The organism is Brevundimonas sp. FG128, from assembly GCF_057809775.1.
This window is the reverse complement of sequence record NZ_JBMDKP010000004.1, coordinates 236,797-253,563: the sequence shown is the minus strand read 5'-3', so window position 1 is coordinate 253,563 and position 16,767 is coordinate 236,797. Positions and strand designations below refer to the sequence as shown.

The window sequence follows — 16,767 nt, the reverse complement described above, 5'->3', positions numbered from 1 at the left end:
CCCCTAGCGGCGGGCCGCCTTGGATTCATCGCGGGCCGGGCCGAACTCGGCGCCCGCATTCCATTCGGGCCAGGCGTCGGAATCGGCCAGGTCGCGGCCCACGGCGTAGATCAGGGCCACGTCGGCGGCGGCGGCGTCCATGCGCCAGGTCGAATCCCATTCGTCCGACGGCTGGTGATAGCGGTTCTCGACATAGTCCCGGCTGGCGGCGCTGGCGCCCGTGAAGCCGGCCGCCGGGAACAGGGCCGGCACGCCGCGCAGGGCCAGGGGGAAGTGGTCGGAGCGATAGAAGGCCCCGGCCTGGGGCGCCGGATCGGCGATCAGGGTGCGGCCCGTCGCGGTCGCATGACGCGCCAGGACGTCGTCCAGTTGGTTCTTGCCCTTGCCGATGACCACGACGTTCGGGTCGATCTCGGTTCCCGGCAGCAGGCTGTCGACATTGATGTTGGCGACCGTCGTCTCCAGCGGCCAGACTGGATTGGCGGCGTAATAGGTCGAGCCCAACAGGCCCGCCTCCTCGCCCGACCAGGCGGCCAGCACGACCGACCGCTTCGGTCGCGGCCCCTCGGCGAAGGCGTGAGCCAGTTCCAGCAGGGCCGCGACGCCGGTGGCGTTGTCGACCGCCGCATTGTAGATCTTGTCGCCGGAGGCGTCTGGAGTGCCCACGCCGAAGCCGTCCCAGTGGGCGCCGTACATCACCGTCTCGTTCGGCCGTTCGGAGCCGGGAATGCGGGCGAGGACGGATTTCGTCTGAACCCGGTCTGCGATCTGGCCGAAATCGACGCTCATGGTCACGCCGGGCAGGACGACCGGCTTGAAGTCGGCGCTGCGGGCGCTGTCCTTCAGGGCGGCGAAGTCGAGGCCGGCGGCGGTGAACAACTCTTCGGCCTTGGCGCGCTGGATCCAGCCCTGGAAGGGCGCGCGTTCGGCGTCGGGGTCGGCGCGGACGATGTCGAACTTGGGCGCGGACGACGAATTCTGCAGCACCGACCAACCATAGCCGGCGCCCGCCGTCTCGTGCACCACCAACACCCCGGCGGCCCCGCGACGGCCCGCCTCCTGGAATTTGTAGGTCCAGCGGCCATAGAAGGTCATGGCGTTACCGTCGAACTCGCCGGCGACCGGATCACCTGCGGGCGCCTCGAAATCGGGATCGTTGACCAGGACGACGATCACCTTGCCGCGCACGTCCACGTCCTTGAAGTCGTCCCACTGGCGTTCCGGCGCGGTGGCGCCATAGCCGACGAAGACCACAGGGGCGTCGGTCACAGTGATGTGGTCGCTGGGGCGGTCGCTGGAGACCAGGACGTCCGGGCCGCGCTCAAGGGCGATGGTCCTGCCGCCGACCTGGGCGGCGATGGCGGCGGGGCCGTCCTGGCGGGTGCGCGACAGCTGGGCGACCTGGACGAAGGCTCCGTCCGGCCCACCGCCTTCGGCGCCGGCAGCGCGAAACTGTTCCACCAGCCAGGCGACGGTCTTCTCCTCGCCGGGCGAGGCGGGCGCGCGGCCTTCGAAGTCGTCCGAGGCCAGAACCCGCACCGCCTCGTTCATCCGCGCGGCGTCGATGTTCGGCGTCTCCTGAGCCAGCGCGGGCGTGCAGGCGATCGTCAGGGCGAGGGCGGAAACGGCGGAAAGGGCGTGTCGCATCGGGAAACTCCTGCTCGGCGAGGCCCGACCCTGCCTTCCTCAGTCCCGACTGTCGAGCCAGTCGATCACGCCGGATGCCGCGACGACGCCCGAGGCGAAGCTGGCTTGAAGCAGATAACCGCCGGTCGGCGCCTCCCAGTCCAGCATCTCTCCGGCGACGAAGACGCCGGGTCGTGCGACCAGCATCAGCCGCTCATCGACGCCGTCCAGCGCCACGCCCCCGGCCGAGGATATCGCCCGCTCCAACCCCTGCACGCCCGTCAGAGTCAGCGGCATGGCCTTGATCCGCTCGGCCAGGGCGCGGGGCGAAACGGGCAGGGGACCGGCCTCGTACAGAAGGGCGACGGCGACCGGCTCCAGTCCGACCACCTTTCGCAGATGGTTCGACAGACTGGCCTTGCCGCGCGGCTTCGACAGCCGGTCGGTCAGCTTGCCGACCGCCACGTCCGGCTTCAGGTCGATCTGGATATCGGCCCGCCCGTCCGCCTCGACCGAGGCCCGCAGCGCCGCCGACAGGGCGTAGATGGCGCCGCCTTCGATTCCATAGCGAGCGATCATCGCCTCGCCCCGCGCCGTCTTGTCCCCATGGGTCACGGCGACGCCCTTCAGCGGCTGGCCGGCGAACCGGTCTCGGAACAGGGACGACCAGCCGAGGTCGAACCCGACATTGGCAGGGCGGAAGGGCGCGACCGACGCGCCAGCAGTCTCGAGCCAGGGCCTCCAGGCGCCGTCGGAGCCCAGGCGCGGCCAACTGGCGCCGCCCAGGGCCAGGACCACGGCGTCCGGCCGTTCCAGCCGCTCTCCATCCGGGGTCTCGAACGCCAGGGCGCCGTCGCGCCATCCGGTCCAGCGCGACCGGGTGCGGATCTCGACGCCGAGCTTGTCCAGCCGCGCCAGCCAGGCCCGCACCAGCGGCGAGGCCTTCATCGCCCTGGGAAACACCCGACCGCTGGAGCCGATGAAGGTTTCTTGCCCCAAACCTTCCACCCAGGCGGTCAGGTCGGCGGGCGTGAATTGGTCGATCCACCCGGCGGCCGTCGGCTGTGCCGGGCCATAGCGGGTCAGGAAACGGTCCAGCGGCTCCGAATGGGTCAGGTTCAGCCCGCCCCGCCCCGCCATCAGCAGTTTGCGCGCCACGGACGGCATGCGCTCGTGGACCACGACGGAGACCCCCGCCAGCGCCAGCCGCTCGGCGGCCATCAGTCCGGCGGGACCGGCCCCGATCACATGGACAGGTCGGGAGGGCGTCGAGCGGGGGGACTGTTGCATGGCGTGGCTTTGCGCGCTTGCGGCGCCGCTGGCTATAGGCGCCGTCATCGCTATGTTCCGTGCCATGAGCGTTGCATTCACCCGCGAAGAAGATCTCGAGGCCACGGCCGCCGACCTGGCGGACCGCCCGATCTCGCCCCATCCCAATCTGGTCACGCCCGAGGGGCTGGCCCTGATCGAGGCCGAACTGGCCTCGGCCCGCGCCGCCTACACCGCCGCCCAGGTTCAGGGGTCCATCGAAAGCGACCGCACCGCCATGGCGCGTGCGACACGGGACCTGCGCTACTGGTCCGCCCGCCGGGCTTCTGTCCAACTGGTCGAGCCGACCGAGGACGACGGCGCGGTGCGGTTTGGCGGCTCGGTCTCCATCGAGCGCGACGATGGCCGCGCCCAGACCTGGCGCATCGTCGGCGAAGACGAAGCCGATCCGGCCAGGGGCTCCGTCAGCCACGTCTCGCCCCTGGCCCGGGCCCTGATGGGCAAGCGGGTCGGCGACGAGGCGGTGGTGGCGGGACAGTCGGTCGAGGTCGTGGCGGTCGGCTAGACCTCAGGCGTCGTTGTCGCCGCCTTCGTCCAGCATCTCGCGCATGATCTGGACGACCGCCTTCTGCTTTCGCGGCGGCAGGCGGGGCGCCAGTCGCGCGATTTCCTGGCTCTGCTTGGTCATGGGATAGTCGTGGTCGAAGTCGGCGGCGGCCTCCTCGGCCATACCCGGCTGATGGGCGGAATAGCCGTCGAAGAAGAAGGGGATGCCCACTTTCATGAACTCGGCCATTTCAAACAGTTTCGAGGCCGAGACGCGGTTCGTGCCCTTCTCGTATTTCTGGACCTGCTGGAAGCTGACGCCCACGGCCTTGGCCAGGGCGGTCTGGGTCAGGCCGAGGTTCAGCCTCTTCTCCTGGACGCGACGACCGACGTGACGATCAACGGGGTGCGGATCCTCGTCCTTTTCGCGCGCCATATCTTTCCCCGCTCAGATCGCAGACCGATTCGAACCTACCCTAGATCGCGACACCCACGGCCACAAGGATAGGGCGCAGGCCGCCAGCAGGCCCGCCAGGAACAGCCAGTCGCCGCACCGACCATAGGGCGTGATGTCGGTGGGGCGAGGCAGCGGCGCGTCGATCACCCCCATGACGCCGGGGTCCAGCCGCTGGCCGTCCACGATCCGGCCCCAGGGGTCGATCATGGCTGAAATGCCCGTCGGCGTGGCGCGCGCGATGGGCAGGCCGGTCTCGATGGCGCGGTAGCTGGCTAGGTTCAGGTGCTGACGCGGGCCGGATGTGGCGCCGAACCAGGCGTCGTTGGACGCATTGACGATCCACTCGGGCCGACCCGCTGCGCCGGGGGTGAAGCCGGGATAGAGGCTCTCGTAACAGATCAGCACCTGGGCCGGCGGCGCGCCTGGAATCGAAATCGGCGCCGGCGTGGGTCCGGCGGAAAAATCGCTGGGCATATGCACCAGGCTGCGCAGGCCGATCTTGGTCATGATCCCGCCCAGCGGCAGATATTCGCCGAACGGCACCAGCCGGTGCTTGTCATAGACGGCGGCGACCCTCAGGCCCGCCCCGCCCTCGTCGGCTAAGGCGAACAGGCTGTTGTAATAGCGCCCGCCGTCCGGCGCCGTCGGGTCCGCCTCGCCGCGCGCCAGACCCATCAGCAGGGTCTGTCCGGGCCGCAAGGCGCCGGCGATGGCTTGGGCGTCGGTCGAGGCGAAGACGTCGTTGGCCGAGGCGGGCAGGGCGCCCTCGGGCCAGACCACGACATCGGGCGTGCGCGCCGCCGCCTGTCCCGTCAGGGCGACGTAACGATCGACGATGGAGCGATAGGCCTCTGGCGACCATTTGGTCTCCTGCTTCACGTCGGCCTGGACCAGACGTACGATCGTATCGGTGAACTGCAGGTCGGCTTGCGCCAGTCTGACGGCGCCGAAAGACCCGACAGCGATCAGGGCCAGCGCCCCCAAGCCGGCGGAGATCAGTCGGCTGCGCCTGGCGCCCGGTCCGATCAGCGGGGCGAAGGCGGCCGTCGCAGCGACCGTGACCAGGCTCAACCCATAGACGCCGAAGACCGAGGCGAACTGGGACATGCCGCCGCCCGCACGCCAGGTCGCGCCGGCCGGGTTCCAGGGAAAGCCGGTCAGCACATGGCCGCGCAGCCATTCGGCGGCGCAGAACAGGGCCGCGAACAACAACACCCTAACCGCGCCCAGCGGTGCAAACCGGCGATAGAGGGCGCAGGCCGCGCCCCAGAACAGACCAAGACCGGCCGGCAATAAGCTGGCGGCGAAGGGCGCCATCCACGCCTGTTCGGGATTGACGAAGAAGGCCTCGGCCACCCACCAGCAGCCGATGAAGAAATAGGCGAAGCCCGCCAGCCAACCCATCCAGAAGGCGCCGCGCACGGTGGCGGATCGCTCCGACAGGATCATCAGCAGCGGATAGCCCAGCAAGCCGATCAGCACGCCGAACGGCGGATGGGCGAAGGCGGTCCCGGCGCCGGCCAGCAGCGCCAGACCGATGCGGATCAGCCGCCAGGTCAGGGCGCGTTTCTTGTCGGGCAGGGCGCGGATCGGGGCGGCGAAACGGTCCAGCAGGGCGTCGGGAAACATGGGGTCAGTCCTGCTGCTCGGAGGCGTAGGGATCGGCGACGTCGATCTGGGCCAGGATCTCGCGCTCCTCGGCCTCCATCTCTTCGGCCTCGCCGTCGTCCTCGTGGTCGCGGCCCAGTAGGTGCAGCACGCCGTGAACGACGAGATGGCTCAGATGATCGGCTAGGGTCTTGCCCTGGGCCTCGGCTTCGGTCGCGCAGACGCCGTAGGCCAGGACGATGTCGCCCAAATGCGGCGCGGCGTTTTCCGGCGCAGGGAAGGACAGGACGTTGGTCGGCCTGTCCTTGTCGCGGAACCGAGCGTTCAACGCGCGAACACTTTCGTCGTCAGTCAGCAGGATGACGATGTCGCCCTCAACGACGCCCAAGGCCGCCTTCGCCGCCTTGTCCACCACGGCCTCGGCGTCCGGCAGGGCGCCGGTCCAGGCCTCGGCCTCGACTTCAATCTCGATCATGCGGGATCTTCGAGGTCCGGGGCCGGACGACCTTTTGCGGCGTCGGCGTCATAGGCGCGCACGATCCGCTCGACCATGGCGTGGCGCACGACGTCCGAGGCCTCGAACTTCAGGATACCGACGCCCTTGACCCCGTCTAGGATGCGCAGGGCGTGGGCCAGGCCGGAATCGCGCGGGTTCAGCAGGTCGATCTGCGACGGATCGCCCGTCACTACCATCCGCGCGCCCTCGCCCAGACGGGTCAGGACCATCTTCATCTGCAGACGGCTGGTGTTCTGCGCCTCGTCGACGATGACGAAAGCGTGGCTGAGGGTGCGGCCGCGCATGAAGGCGATGGGGGCGGCCTCGATCTCGCCCTTGTCGCGGCGGCGCTGCACGTCCTCGGCGCCCAGAATGTCGTTCAGCGCCTCCCAGATCGGCGCCAGATAGGGATCGACCTTCTCGTTCAGGTCGCCTGGCAGGAAGCCCAGCTTCTCGCCCGCCTCGACCGCAGGGCGGGTGATGACCAGACGGTCCACCTGCCCCCGCCGCAGCAGCGAAGCGCCATAGGCGGCCGCGAGGAAGGTCTTGCCGGTGCCGGCCGGACCGACGCCAAACGAGAGTTCGCACCGCCCCAGCATGTCCAGATAGGCGGCCTGGGCCTTGGTCTTGGGCACGATGGAGCCGCGCTTGCCGCCCGGAAGCGACACCCCCGCCGCCGCCATGCCCGGCGTACCCTTGCCGCCCCGCGCCTGACCCAGGGCCGCGCGCACGTCGGCCTCGGTGACCTCGGCGCCCAGGGCCGCGCGCTTGGCAAGATCCTCGATGACCTGGCGCGCGTCGGTGCGGTCACGCGTGCCGCCGTTGACCGAAACCCCGCCGCCCGGCGCCTCGACCAGCACCTTGAAGGCGTCCTCGATCAGGGCGACGTGACGACTGTTCGGCCCGACGACCGCACGCAGCTCGGCGTCATTCAACGGGACGAATTCGGATTCTCGCGCCACTAGGCCGCCTTTTCTTGAGCAATAAGCCGGCCCATCAGACTGTTCTGCTGGCCCGCAACGATCTCGACCGGAACGATCTGTCCGATCAGATGATCCGCGTCATCGACGTGGACAGATTGCAGATATGGGGATCGACCGATCGCTTGGCGACGGTGGCCGTGTCGGCCGGGCTTGTCGAACAGCACATTTAGGGTCCGGCCGGCCTGGGCGAGGTTGAAGGCGGTCTGCTGTTCGGTCAGCAGGGCGATCAGGCGGTGCAGCCGCTCCTTGGCGACTTCCGGCTCGACCTGTTTGCCCATGCCGGCGGCGGGCGTGCCCGGACGCGGCGAATAGGCGAAGGCGAAGGCCCCCGCGTAGTTCACGCGCCGCACCAGATCCAGCGTGTCCTCGAACTCCTTGTCCGTCTCGCCGGGGAAGCCGACTATGAAGTCGCCCGCGATGGCGATGTCCGGTCGCGCGGCGCGGATGCGGTCGATCAGGTCGAAATATTTCTGGCGGCCGTGCTTTCTGTTCATCGCCCGCAGGATTCGGTCCGACCCTGCCTGAACCGGCAGGTGCAGATAGGGCATCAGGGCGTCCAGCTCGCCGTGGGCGGCGATCAGTTCGTCGGCCATATCGTTGGGGTGGCTGGTCGTATAACGGATGCGGTTCAGGCCGGGGATCTCGGCCAGGGCATAGGCCAGTTCGGCCAGGGTCGCCTTTTTCCCGTCCGGCCGTTCGCCGTCATAGGCGTTGACGTTCTGGCCCAGCAGGGTGACCTCGCGCACGCCGCGTCCGGCCAGACGCCGCGCCTCTTCCAGCACCGAGGCCATCGGCCGCGACCATTCGGCGCCGCGCGTATAGGGCACGACGCAGAAGGTGCAGAACTTGTCGCATCCCTCCTGCACCGTCAGGAAGGCGGTCGGTCCCTCGGTGAAACGGGCCGCGGGCAGGGCGTCGAACTTGTCGTCGGGGGCGAAGTCGGCGCCGATCCGCTCGCCCCGCGCCCGCGCCGTGCGGGTCAGAAGCTCGGGCAGCTGATGGTACGCCTGGGGGCCGACGACGATGTCCACGGCCGGCTGGCGACGCATAATCTCCTCGCCCTCGGCCTGGGCGACGCAGCCGGCGACGGCGATGGTCAGGTCGCTGCCGGTTTCGCGCCGGACGTCGCGCATCTCGCGCAGCTTGCCCAGCTCGGAGTAGATCTTCTCCGCCGCCTTCTCGCGGATGTGGCAGGTGTTCAGGATGACGAAGTCGGCGGCCTTCACGTCTTCGGTGACGGCATAGCCCAGCGGACGCAGCACATCGGCCATGCGCTCCGAATCATAGACGTTCATCTGACAGCCGTAGGTCTTGATGAACAGACGCTTCTCGGGCGCGGCCATCGTCTCGGCGTGTGGAGCCAGTGTCTCGGTCATCCGGGGCTTATGATCGCCCGGACGTGCGGCGACAAGACAGGTGGTCAGCCTGCATCCACGTCGGCGGGATCGACCCGTGCGGCGTGGCGGGTGAAGATCAGGCCTTCGCGCTTGGACGGCTCGGCGCCCTCGATCGCCACGCCGTAAAGCTCCAGCTTGTGGCCGATAAGCTGGAAGCCCAGCCGCTCCGCGATCTCGGACTTCAGGCGTTCGATCTCGGCGTCGAAGAATTCGATCACCTCGCCCGACTTGGTGTCGATCAGGTGGTCGTGGTGGTCGTCGCCCGCCTCTTCGTAGCGGCTGCGGCCATCGCCGAAGTCATGCTTCTCGACCACGCCCGCCTCTTCGAACAGGCGCACGGTGCGATAGACGGTGGCGATCGAGATGTGGGGGTCGATGGCCGAGGCGCGGCGGTACAGCTCCTCGACATCGGGGTGGTCTTCGGCGTTCGACAGCACGCGGGCGATCACCCGACGCTGTTCGGTCATACGCATGCCGCGGTCGGCGCAGAGTTTTTCGATCCGGTCCATGGTGCTAGAATAGGGGCTTGAGCGGCATCAGGGAAGCGCCACCTTGCTCTGATCGGAAGAGAGATCGCGGGCCAGGACCAGGGCGTCGGTACGGCCGCCGTCGGGCTGGGCGTAATAGGCCTTGCGACGACCGATCGGGCCGAAACCAGCGCGGTCATACAGGGCGCGGGCGGCGACGTTGTCCTCGGCCACCTCCAGGAACAGGCGCGCCGCCCCGGCGGCCGTCGCCGCCACGGCGCCGCGCCCGACCAACTCCCCGCCAAAGCCTAGCCGCCGCGCCTTTGGACGAACCGCCAGGGTCAATATCTCCGCCTCGTCCAGCACGACGCGGATCAGGATGAAGCCGTCGGCCTCGACCACGGCCAAGACGCCGGGCTGGGCCAGCAGGTCCGCGAACTCCGCCTCGCTCCAGGACGCCGCAAAGGCCTCCGCATGGATGTCGGCGAGAACGGCCGGGTCGGTCTCCGTCATGCGAGGGCTTGGCGCGGCTGGCCGGGCAAGCGGCTGGGCGGCGTGGCGTCCGGCGCGCGAAGATAGAGCGGCCGCGGCGGATGCGTTTCGGGATCGGCGGCGGCGACCAGACGGGCCAGCGCCTGGGGGGAGGGCGCGACGCGGTCGTCCAGCGGGGCGAACTTCAGCTGGGGGAAGGCGGCGACCAGCACGGCCGCACCATTGCCGACCAGACGGACATCAGGCCCGAGTTGCGTGATTGTTACCCCCGCGTCTTCCAGCGCCAGGGCCTCGTCGGGGCCGAGGGGAAGGCCGTCCGAAAACATGCGCGCATAGACCTGGCCCCTGCGGGCGTCGATCAGGGCGGCGACGGGGCCTGCAACCTCGTCCAGCGAGGCGGCAAGGGCGTCCAGCGCCGAGACGCCGACCACCGGTCGATCCAAGGCCGCGCCCAGGCCCTGTGCGAAAGCCAATCCGACGCGAAGACCGGTGAAAGACCCCGGCCCGACCGTGACGCCGATCCGGTCCAGGCCGTCGAGTTCGCCGCCGGCCTCGGCCATCGCATCACGCACCAGACCGCCCAGACGCTCCTGATGGCCCTTGGTCATCGGTTCGAACCGCATCGCCAGGGGGCGGCCGTCCTCGAACACCGCCGCCGTGCAGGCGCCAAGCGCCGTATCGATTACCAGAAGTCTCATGAACGGCCTTCTAGGCCGCTCTGGCGAGAACCTCCACCAGTCGCGTCAGGGCCTGGCGCACGGCGCGGTCGTCGATGCGGGAAAAGCCGTCGGCCATGGCCCGCCCTTCGGGCGTGGTGGCCAGGGACCGGATCAATACCAGTTCGGGATTGTCGCTCGCCTCGGGTCGATCGGGAAAGAAGGCCTCGACGGGAAGTCCCAAGGCCAGGGCGAGGCGATGCAGACGCGCCGCCGAAATCCGATTTCGTCCGCCTTCGTATTTCTGAAGTTGCTGGCAGCTGACGCCAACCATTTCGCCAAGGGCCGTCTGCGACAGGCCGAGCGCCGTGCGGCGGGCCATGATCCGCCCGCCGACAAGAGCATCAAGAGGCTCGACCGCGCGAGCCGTCCTGCGTGTTTTAACGTCAGCCTTGTCCATAAGCGGACAGTTTCACAACCTAACCGAGAAGGCAACGTTTTCGTTTCATTGTTCTAGTCGGGCGACGATTGCGGAGGTTCGCACGATCAGACGGCGGTCTATGGTCTCGGTTCGGTCCAGCCCTCCCGCCCCGCGCACGTGCAGCTCCCGCTCGTCAGCCCGTTCGAAGAGCCGCACCCGCGTCGTCCCGTCCGACATCTCGATCACACAGCCCTGGCCCTGCCGGGGCCACAGATTCGGCTCGTATTCCAATTGGACGCCGGGTTCCGCCCAGGGCGACAGGTCTAGGTTGCCGACCCGAATACGGTTCAGGGTCGCAGGTCCGCCGTCGAAGGTGCGCCCCCGGCCTTCCACACCAGTTGAAACGGCTGTCGTCGGCGGTTCGGCCTTGCCGGACACCAGCAGCGCCAGGGCGTCGGAACAGGCCGGGGCGTCGGCCGGATTCGTACAAGCCCCAGCCCTGGCTGGTCATGTTCACCCGGGCGCCCGCTTCGGCCTGCGACAGGCCGCGCTCGCGTCGCAGGGCGGCGAGGGCTTCGCCGAGGCGGAGAACTTCAGGATCAGGAACGAACGGGGCACCAACCTAGGATGGCGCCCGACGGCGAGTCTGGCGAGGACGAAACCGTTCTGTCGATCAGATCGTCTGCTCGACCCGCGTCACTTCCGGCACATAGTGGCGCATCATCTGTTCGACGCCCGCCTTCAGCGTCGCCGACGACGACGGGCAGCCGGCGCAGGCGCCGCGCATGCGCAGGTTCAGAACCCCGGTCGATTCGTCGAAGGAATCGAACAGGATGTCGCCGCCGTCCTGGGCCACGGCCGGGCGGATGCGGCTGTCCAGCAGGGCCTTGATCTCGGCGACGATCTCGCTGTCGTCCTCGGCATGGCCGTCGGCCTCGGCGCTCGCGCCCCGCGTCAGCGGCTGACCCGAGACGAAATGATCCATGACGACGCCCAGAATGGGCGCCTTCATCTCCGACCAGTCCGGCCCCTGGGGCTGGCGGGTGACCGACACATAGTCGGCGCCGAAGAAGACGCCGTCGACGCCTTCCAGCTCGAACAGGGCCTCGGCCAGGGGCGAGGCCGTCGCCTCGTCGATGGTGCGGTATTCCAGCGCGGCGGCCGGCGACACGTCGCGGCCGGGCAGGAACTTCAGCACGTTCGGATTGGGCGTGGGTTCGGTCTGGATGAACATGGGCGGGAGATGCGCTCGCCCCCGCCGCGTTGCAAGACCCTGCCCCGACCTAGCGCCGTTTCAGCCCGCCCAGAATGCCGCGCATCAGTTCGCGGGTCAGGGTCGATCCGGCGGTGCGCAACACCGACTTGGTCAGGGCCTCCATCGGCGTCTGACGGTTGGAGGCGCGCGCGCGCGGGGCGGGCGCAGGACGCGGTGCGGCGCGGGCCTGTTCCCTGGCCCGTTCCTTTTCAGCCTTCTCGTCGGCCTTCGCCTGAATGTCCGCAGCCTTGGCGGCGTCGGCCTGGGCCTTCGCTTGAGCCTGGGCCTGCGCCTCGGCCTGATCGGCGGCGCTGTGGCGGTTGGCCAGGATTTCTGCGGCGGATTCGCGGTTCAGCACCTGGTCGTACAGGCCGCGCACCGGGCTGGCGGCCATGATGGCGGCGCGTTCGGCGTCGGTCGCGGGACCCAGGCGCGAGGCGGGCGGGCGAATCTTGGTGCGGGCCACGATGGTGGGCGCGCCCTTCTCGTCCAGCACCGAGACCAAGGCCTCGCCCACGCCCAGACCCTGAATGGCCTCGGCCGTGTCGAAGGCTGGATTGGGCCGAAAGCTCTCGGAAGCTGATCTTAGGCCGCGCTGCTCCGACGGCGTATAAGCCCGCAAGGCGTGCTGGATACGGTTGCCCAACTGTCCCAGCACCGTTGGCGGGACGTCGGCCGGGTTCTGCGTAACAAAATACACGCCTACCCCCTTAGATCGGATCAAACGGACAAGCTGCTCGATCTTCTCGAGGAGGGATTTGGGAGAATCCCGGAAAAGAAGATGTGCTTCATCGAAGAAGAACACCAAGCGCGGCTTTTCAGGGTCTCCGATCTCGGGCATCTGCTCGAACAGCTCTGACAGCAACCAAAGCAAGAAAGCGCCGTATAGGCGCGGGTTATTCATTAGCCGGGTGGCGTCCAAAACATTGACCTGGCCGCGGCCGTCTAGGCCGACGCGGATCATGTCGTTCAGATTCAACGCCGGCTCGCCGAAGAAGGCGGCCCCGCCCTGTTGTTCCAACTGCAGCAGCGCTCGCTGAATGGCGGAGATTGACGTAGGAGCGACGGCGCCGACTTCCCGGCCGATCCGGCTAGCGTTTTCTCCAACATAGGCCAAAAGACTTCTCAGATCGTCGAAGTCGAGGAGAAGCAGACCTTCCTTGTCCGCCACATGGAAGGCCACGGTCAGCACGCCCTCTTGCACGTCATTCAGGTCAAGGATCCGCGCCATCAGCACCGGGCCGATCTCGCTGATCGTGGTGCGGATCGGATGGCCCTTCTGGCCGTACAGGTCCCAGAAGACCGTCGGGGCGGAGCGCGGCGTCAGGGTCAGGCCCATTCCCTCGGCCCGGGCGGTCAGCTTCTCGTTCGGCGTTCCGACCTGGGAGATGCCCGACAGGTCGCCCTTCACGTCGGCGCAGAAGACCGGCACGCCCGCGTCCGAAAAGCCCTGGGCCATGATCTGCAGCGTCACCGTCTTGCCGGTGCCGGTCGCGCCAGCGACCACGCCGTGGCGGTTGGCGCGGTTGAACAGCAGCGACTGCGGCTCGGCGGCGTCGGACTGGCCCAGGAACAGGCCGAGAAGGGCGTCGGACATGCAGGTCTCCGGATATGATCGCCTAGGTCTAGCGCAGAGCCGTTCGCGCCGGAACCGTCGCCGTTCAGCGCGTGTTGACGCCGTCCGCTGCGCCGCCGACAAGCGAAGCCATGAAGAACCCCGTTTCCATGCCGTCGTCGGCCGTGTCGCGCAACGCCCTGGGCGTCATCGCCACGGTGGCGGCGGGAGCGGCCATCTACTGGCTGCGGGACATCCTGACCCCGCTGGCCATGGCCATCTTCCTGCTGATCATGATCGACGGGGTGAAGCGCTCGGTCGAGGCGCGCACGCCGCTGAACCACCGCTGGGCCGGGATCGCAGCCCTGACCTTGGTGGTCCTGGCCTTCTTCGCCTCCATCGCCATCATCGTGAACGGCGCGGCCAGCTTCTTCGGCGAGGCCTCGGGCGTGTCCCAGAACATCGGCCCGCGCATCGATCAGATTATCCGCGACGTCTATGGCCTTGTTCGGCTCGACAATCCGCCGACGGCCCAGGACCTGATCAACGGCGTCGATGTACGCGGCTATCTGACCTCCATGGCCTTCCAGGTGCAGGGCGTGGCGTCGGGCGCCTTCTTCGTCCTGGTCTATCTCGGGTTCCTTCTGGCCTCGCAGGTCGGCTTTCGAAAGAAGATCGTCGCCATGTTCCCCCAGAAGGCCCAGCGCGACGAGGCGGTGGCGGTGTTCCAGCGCGTGCGCGGCGGGGTCGAGGGCTATATCTGGGTGCAGTCGGTGACGGGGGCGATGATCTGCGTCGTGGCCTGGATTCTGATGCGCGCAGTCGGGCTTCAGAACGCCGAGTTCTGGACCTTCGTCATCTTCATCGTCGGCTTCATCCCCGTGCTGGGCGGGGCGGTCGCGGGGCTGGCGCCGCCGCTGTTCGCCCTGGTGCAGTTTCCCAGCTACTGGCCGGCCTTGATCCTGTTGATCGGGCTGCAGGCCATCCTGTTCATCGTCGGCAATCTGATTCAGCCGCGCATGCAGGGCGACAACCAGAACATCGATCCGGTCGTGGTGCTGCTGGCCCTGGCCTTCTGCGGCAAGATGTGGGGCGTGGTCGGCATGTTCCTGTCCACGCCGCTGGCGGTCATGGCCATGGCCATCCTGGCCGAGTTCAGGGGCTCGCGCTGGATGGCGATCCTGCTTTCCGGCGACGGCGAACCCTATGCCGACGAGACCAAGAAGACCGATGCGCCGAAAAGAGCCCGGCCTAAGTCGGAAACTGCACCCGAGGGCTGATCAGGGCTGCCAGCCGCTGGTCTGGTCCGCCTCGCTGTCGCCGGCCAGGGCGCCGCGCGTCTTCTTCACCTCGGCCCAGGCGGCGCGCAGCAGGGCGGGCACGCCTTCGCCCGACACGCCCGACACCAGCATGGGCCGCCGCCCGGCGACCGCCTCCAGCTCGGCGGCCTTTTCCTCGCGGGCTTCCGGCGTCAGGGCGTCGATCTTGTTCAAGGCCAGGATCTCGGCCTTGTCGGCCAGGCCTTCGCCGTAAGCTTCCAGCTCGCCCCGGATGATCCGGTAGGCCTCGACCACATCGTCCTGGGTGCCGTCGATCAGGTGGATCAGGCTGGCCGAGCGTTCGACGTGACCCAGGAAGCGCGTGCCCAGGCCTGCGCCCTCGCTGGCGCCCTCGATCAGGCCGGGGATGTCGGCGATGACGAACCTTTCGGACGGCGACAGGTCCACCATCCCCAGGTTCGGCGCCAAGGTGGTGAAGGGATAGTCGGCGATCTTGGGCTTGGCGGCGCTGGCGGCCGACAGGAAGGTCGACTTGCCCGCGTTCGGCAGACCCGCCAGGCCGATGTCGGCGATCAGCTTCAGCCGCAGCCAGATCCAGCGTTCCTGACCGTCCTGGCCGGGGTTGGCGTAGGTCGGGGCCTGGTTGGTCGGACCCTTGAAGCGCACATTGCCCCAGCCGCCGTTGCCGCCCTTCAGCAGCAGTTCCATCTTGCCGGGCGCATCCATGTCCAAGAGGACCGTTTCCTTGTCCTCGTCCAGCACCTGGGTGCCGACCGGCACCTTCAGATGGATGTCCTCGCCCTTGCCGCCGTGCATCTGGCGACCCTGGCCGTGGTGGCCGGTCTGGGCCTTGAAATGCTGCTGGTAGCGATAGTCGATCAGGGTGTTCAGCCCATCGACGGACTCGATCCAGACGTCGCCGCCCTTGCCGCCGTCGCCGCCGTCCGGGCCGCCGTTGGGAATGAACTTCTCGCGTCGAAACGACACGGAGCCCGCGCCGCCGTTGCCGGAGCGGATATAGATCTTGGCCTGGTCGAGGAACTTCATCGCGGGCTTATGCCGCAAGACGACGAAAATTTACAGCCGCCCTCTCCCTTGCAGGACAAGGATAGCGCGTCACCCCTTCGCCCACACCCCGAACGGATCGCTCCAGTCCATCCCCAGGGCCTGGGCCACCGCCGGATAGGTGATCTCGCCCTTCAGCACGTTCAGACCGCGCGCCAGGTGCGGGTCCTTCCTCAGCGCCTCAAGACCGTGGTCCGCCAGAGCCAGGCCGAAGGGCAGGGTGGCGTTGTTCAGGGCTTCGGAACTGGTGCGGGGCGCGGCGCCCGGCATGTTGGCGACGCAGTAATGGACCACGCCGTCGATGACATAGGTGGGGTCCTGGTGGGTCGTCGCGTGCGAGGTCTCGAAACAGCCGCCTTGATCGATGGCGACATCGATCAGGACCGATCCCGGCTTCATCGTCTTCAGATGTTCACGCTTGACCAGCTTCGGCGCCGAGGCGCCCGGCACCAGGACGGCGCCGATCACCACATCGGCCTTGATCAGTTCTTCCTCGATCGCGCCGATCGAGGAATAGCGGGTGATGACCCGCCCGCCTGTGATCTCGTCGATATAGGCCATGCGCGGGATCGACCGCTCCAGCACCACCACCTCGGCGCCCAGGCCCATGGCCATCCGCGCCGCGTTCAGCCCGACCACGCCGCCGCCCAGAACCAGCACCCGCGCCGGGGCCACGCCCGGCACGCCACAGAACAGCAGGCCCATGCCGCCATTGTGCTTCAGCAGGGTCTCGGCGGCCGAGAAGACGGCGATCCGGCCGGCCACCTCCGACATGGGCGCCAGCAGCGGCAGGCCGCCACGCGCGTCGGTCACGGTCTCATAGGCGATGGCGGCGCACTTCGACGCCAGCAGGCCCTTGGTCTGTTCGGGATCGGGCGCCAGGTGCAGATAGGTGTAGAGGATCTGGTCCTCGCGCAGCATCTCCCACTCGACCTTCTGCGGCTCCTTGACCTTCACGATCATGTCGTTGTTCGCAAAGATCGTCGCGGCGTCGGCGACCAGGGTCGCGCCCGCCTTTTCGTAGTCGGCGTCGGTGAAGCCGGCGCCTAGGCCGGCGCCGCGCTGAACCGAGACGTCGTGGCCGTGGGCTGCATATTCGCGCACCGCCGTCGGCGTCAGGCCGACCCGGTGTTCGTTCGTCTTGATCTCGCTGGGAACGCCGACGCGCATGAAAACCTCTCCTGGGGTGGTGAA

18 protein-coding genes are annotated in these 16,767 nt (G+C 68.3%); 2 read left to right on the top strand and 16 right to left on the bottom strand.

Translation table 11 applies throughout. From position 1 onward, the window contains the following. Window positions 1-3: 3 nt before the first annotated feature. Together ACODSC_RS12760 and ACODSC_RS12755 are read right to left on the bottom strand one after the other, a co-directional pair. Window positions 4-1,647, bottom strand: coding sequence for a M28 family metallopeptidase (locus tag ACODSC_RS12760; RefSeq protein ID WP_488814351.1), 1,644 nt, complete (start codon window positions 1,645-1,647; stop codon window positions 4-6). Between the two features lie 39 nt (window positions 1,648-1,686). Then, window positions 1,687-2,916 carry a BaiN/RdsA family NAD(P)/FAD-dependent oxidoreductase gene (locus ACODSC_RS12755; RefSeq protein ID WP_488814349.1) on the bottom strand — a complete coding sequence of 410 codons (1,230 nt, stop codon included), beginning with the start codon at window positions 2,914-2,916 and terminating at the stop codon, window positions 1,687-1,689. A gap of 64 nt (window positions 2,917-2,980) precedes the next feature. Here ACODSC_RS12755 and greA point away from each other — a divergent pair, with 64 nt between their 5' ends. Continuing rightward, window positions 2,981-3,460, top strand: a complete 480-nt coding sequence (greA, locus tag ACODSC_RS12750) for a transcription elongation factor GreA (protein ID WP_488814347.1) — start codon at window positions 2,981-2,983, stop codon at window positions 3,458-3,460. Window positions 3,461-3,463: 3 nt separating this feature from the next. On the opposite strand, the gene ACODSC_RS12745 is transcribed toward greA, so the two are convergent. From ACODSC_RS12745 to ACODSC_RS12690, 12 genes are all read right to left on the bottom strand, one after another. Then, entirely contained in the window at window positions 3,464-3,877 is a 414-nt protein-coding gene (locus ACODSC_RS12745) for a helix-turn-helix domain-containing protein (protein WP_488814346.1), read from the bottom strand. A 12-nt stretch (window positions 3,878-3,889) separates the two neighbouring features. Continuing rightward, window positions 3,890-5,527 (bottom strand): apolipoprotein N-acyltransferase, encoded by a 1,638-nt coding sequence (lnt, locus tag ACODSC_RS12740; protein WP_488814344.1) that lies wholly within the window; start codon window positions 5,525-5,527, stop codon window positions 3,890-3,892. Between the two features lie 4 nt (window positions 5,528-5,531). Further along, complete coding sequence (gene ybeY / locus ACODSC_RS12735; RefSeq protein WP_488814342.1) at window positions 5,532-5,981, bottom strand: rRNA maturation RNase YbeY; 450 nt, start codon at window positions 5,979-5,981, stop codon at window positions 5,532-5,534. Next, window positions 5,978-6,964, bottom strand: a complete 987-nt coding sequence (locus tag ACODSC_RS12730; RefSeq protein ID WP_488814340.1) for a PhoH family protein — start codon at window positions 6,962-6,964, stop codon at window positions 5,978-5,980. The genes ybeY and ACODSC_RS12730 overlap by 4 nt, the downstream gene beginning before the upstream one ends. After that, complete coding sequence (gene miaB / locus ACODSC_RS12725) at window positions 6,964-8,361, bottom strand: tRNA (N6-isopentenyl adenosine(37)-C2)-methylthiotransferase MiaB (protein WP_488814339.1); 1,398 nt, start codon at window positions 8,359-8,361, stop codon at window positions 6,964-6,966. Before miaB ends, ACODSC_RS12730 begins: the two co-directional genes overlap by 1 nt. A gap of 44 nt (window positions 8,362-8,405) precedes the next feature. Continuing rightward, window positions 8,406-8,891 carry a Fur family transcriptional regulator gene (locus tag ACODSC_RS12720; protein WP_159847368.1) on the bottom strand — a complete coding sequence of 162 codons (486 nt, stop codon included), beginning with the start codon at window positions 8,889-8,891 and terminating at the stop codon, window positions 8,406-8,408. A 27-nt stretch (window positions 8,892-8,918) separates the two neighbouring features. Beyond that, the gene (locus ACODSC_RS12715) at window positions 8,919-9,362 is read right to left on the bottom strand and encodes a GNAT family N-acetyltransferase (protein WP_488814337.1); all 444 of its coding nucleotides are present in this window, start codon (window positions 9,360-9,362) and stop codon (window positions 8,919-8,921) included. Continuing rightward, a complete protein-coding gene (tsaB, locus tag ACODSC_RS12710) occupies window positions 9,359-10,039 on the bottom strand; it encodes a tRNA (adenosine(37)-N6)-threonylcarbamoyltransferase complex dimerization subunit type 1 TsaB (RefSeq protein WP_488814335.1) in 681 nt (226 codons plus the stop codon). Before tsaB ends, ACODSC_RS12715 begins: the two co-directional genes overlap by 4 nt. A 10-nt stretch (window positions 10,040-10,049) precedes the next feature. Next, entirely contained in the window at window positions 10,050-10,379 is a 330-nt protein-coding gene (locus tag ACODSC_RS12705) for a helix-turn-helix domain-containing protein (RefSeq protein WP_426024510.1), read from the bottom strand. A gap of 123 nt (window positions 10,380-10,502) precedes the next feature. Beyond that, the gene (locus tag ACODSC_RS12700) at window positions 10,503-10,856 is read right to left on the bottom strand and encodes a hypothetical protein (RefSeq protein ID WP_488814333.1); all 354 of its coding nucleotides are present in this window, start codon (window positions 10,854-10,856) and stop codon (window positions 10,503-10,505) included. 235 nt (window positions 10,857-11,091) lie between these two features. Beyond that, a complete protein-coding gene (locus ACODSC_RS12695) occupies window positions 11,092-11,652 on the bottom strand; it encodes a NifU family protein (protein ID WP_425981774.1) in 561 nt (186 codons plus the stop codon). A 49-nt stretch (window positions 11,653-11,701) separates the two neighbouring features. Further along, window positions 11,702-13,270 (bottom strand): helicase HerA-like domain-containing protein, encoded by a 1,569-nt coding sequence (locus tag ACODSC_RS12690; RefSeq protein ID WP_488814331.1) that lies wholly within the window; start codon window positions 13,268-13,270, stop codon window positions 11,702-11,704. A 110-nt stretch (window positions 13,271-13,380) separates the two neighbouring features. On the opposite strand from ACODSC_RS12690, the gene ACODSC_RS12685 reads away from it, so the two are divergent. Next, on the top strand, window positions 13,381-14,508 hold the full coding sequence (locus ACODSC_RS12685; RefSeq protein WP_488814329.1) for an AI-2E family transporter: 1,128 nt from the start codon (window positions 13,381-13,383) through the stop codon (window positions 14,506-14,508). Here ACODSC_RS12685 and obgE read toward each other — a convergent pair whose 3' ends face one another. Further along, window positions 14,509-15,555 (bottom strand): GTPase ObgE, encoded by a 1,047-nt coding sequence (gene obgE / locus ACODSC_RS12680; protein WP_488814327.1) that lies wholly within the window; start codon window positions 15,553-15,555, stop codon window positions 14,509-14,511. Between the two features lie 69 nt (window positions 15,556-15,624). Then, window positions 15,625-16,743 (bottom strand): alanine dehydrogenase, encoded by a 1,119-nt coding sequence (ald, locus tag ACODSC_RS12675; RefSeq protein ID WP_488814325.1) that lies wholly within the window; start codon window positions 16,741-16,743, stop codon window positions 15,625-15,627. Window positions 16,744-16,767 lie beyond the last annotated feature (24 nt).

What these genes read in the sequence shown, in the direction of transcription:
- ACODSC_RS12760 (WP_488814351.1), bottom strand. Translation starts at nt 1,647, where the DNA reads ATGCGACACGCCCTTTCCGCCGTTTCCGCCCTCGCCCTGACGATCGCC.
- ACODSC_RS12755 (WP_488814349.1), bottom strand. Translation starts at nt 2,916, where the DNA reads ATGCAACAGTCCCCCCGCTCGACGCCCTCCCGACCTGTCCATGTGATC.
- greA (WP_488814347.1), top strand. Translation starts at nt 2,981, where the DNA reads ATGAGCGTTGCATTCACCCGCGAAGAAGATCTCGAGGCCACGGCCGCC.
- ACODSC_RS12745 (WP_488814346.1), bottom strand. Translation starts at nt 3,877, where the DNA reads ATGGCGCGCGAAAAGGACGAGGATCCGCACCCCGTTGATCGTCACGTC.
- lnt (WP_488814344.1), bottom strand. Translation starts at nt 5,527, where the DNA reads ATGTTTCCCGACGCCCTGCTGGACCGTTTCGCCGCCCCGATCCGCGCC.
- ybeY (WP_488814342.1), bottom strand. Translation starts at nt 5,981, where the DNA reads ATGATCGAGATTGAAGTCGAGGCCGAGGCCTGGACCGGCGCCCTGCCG.
- miaB (WP_488814339.1), bottom strand. Translation starts at nt 8,361, where the DNA reads ATGACCGAGACACTGGCTCCACACGCCGAGACGATGGCCGCGCCCGAG.
- ACODSC_RS12720 (WP_159847368.1), bottom strand. Translation starts at nt 8,891, where the DNA reads ATGGACCGGATCGAAAAACTCTGCGCCGACCGCGGCATGCGTATGACC.
- ACODSC_RS12715 (WP_488814337.1), bottom strand. Translation starts at nt 9,362, where the DNA reads ATGACGGAGACCGACCCGGCCGTTCTCGCCGACATCCATGCGGAGGCC.
- tsaB (WP_488814335.1), bottom strand. Translation starts at nt 10,039, where the DNA reads ATGAGACTTCTGGTAATCGATACGGCGCTTGGCGCCTGCACGGCGGCG.
- ACODSC_RS12705 (WP_426024510.1), bottom strand. Translation starts at nt 10,379, where the DNA reads ATGGCCCGCCGCACGGCGCTCGGCCTGTCGCAGACGGCCCTTGGCGAA.
- ACODSC_RS12695 (WP_425981774.1), bottom strand. Translation starts at nt 11,652, where the DNA reads ATGTTCATCCAGACCGAACCCACGCCCAATCCGAACGTGCTGAAGTTC.
- ACODSC_RS12690 (WP_488814331.1), bottom strand. Translation starts at nt 13,270, where the DNA reads ATGTCCGACGCCCTTCTCGGCCTGTTCCTGGGCCAGTCCGACGCCGCC.
- ACODSC_RS12685 (WP_488814329.1), top strand. Translation starts at nt 13,381, where the DNA reads ATGAAGAACCCCGTTTCCATGCCGTCGTCGGCCGTGTCGCGCAACGCC.
- obgE (WP_488814327.1), bottom strand. Translation starts at nt 15,555, where the DNA reads ATGAAGTTCCTCGACCAGGCCAAGATCTATATCCGCTCCGGCAACGGC.
- ald (WP_488814325.1), bottom strand. Translation starts at nt 16,743, where the DNA reads ATGCGCGTCGGCGTTCCCAGCGAGATCAAGACGAACGAACACCGGGTC.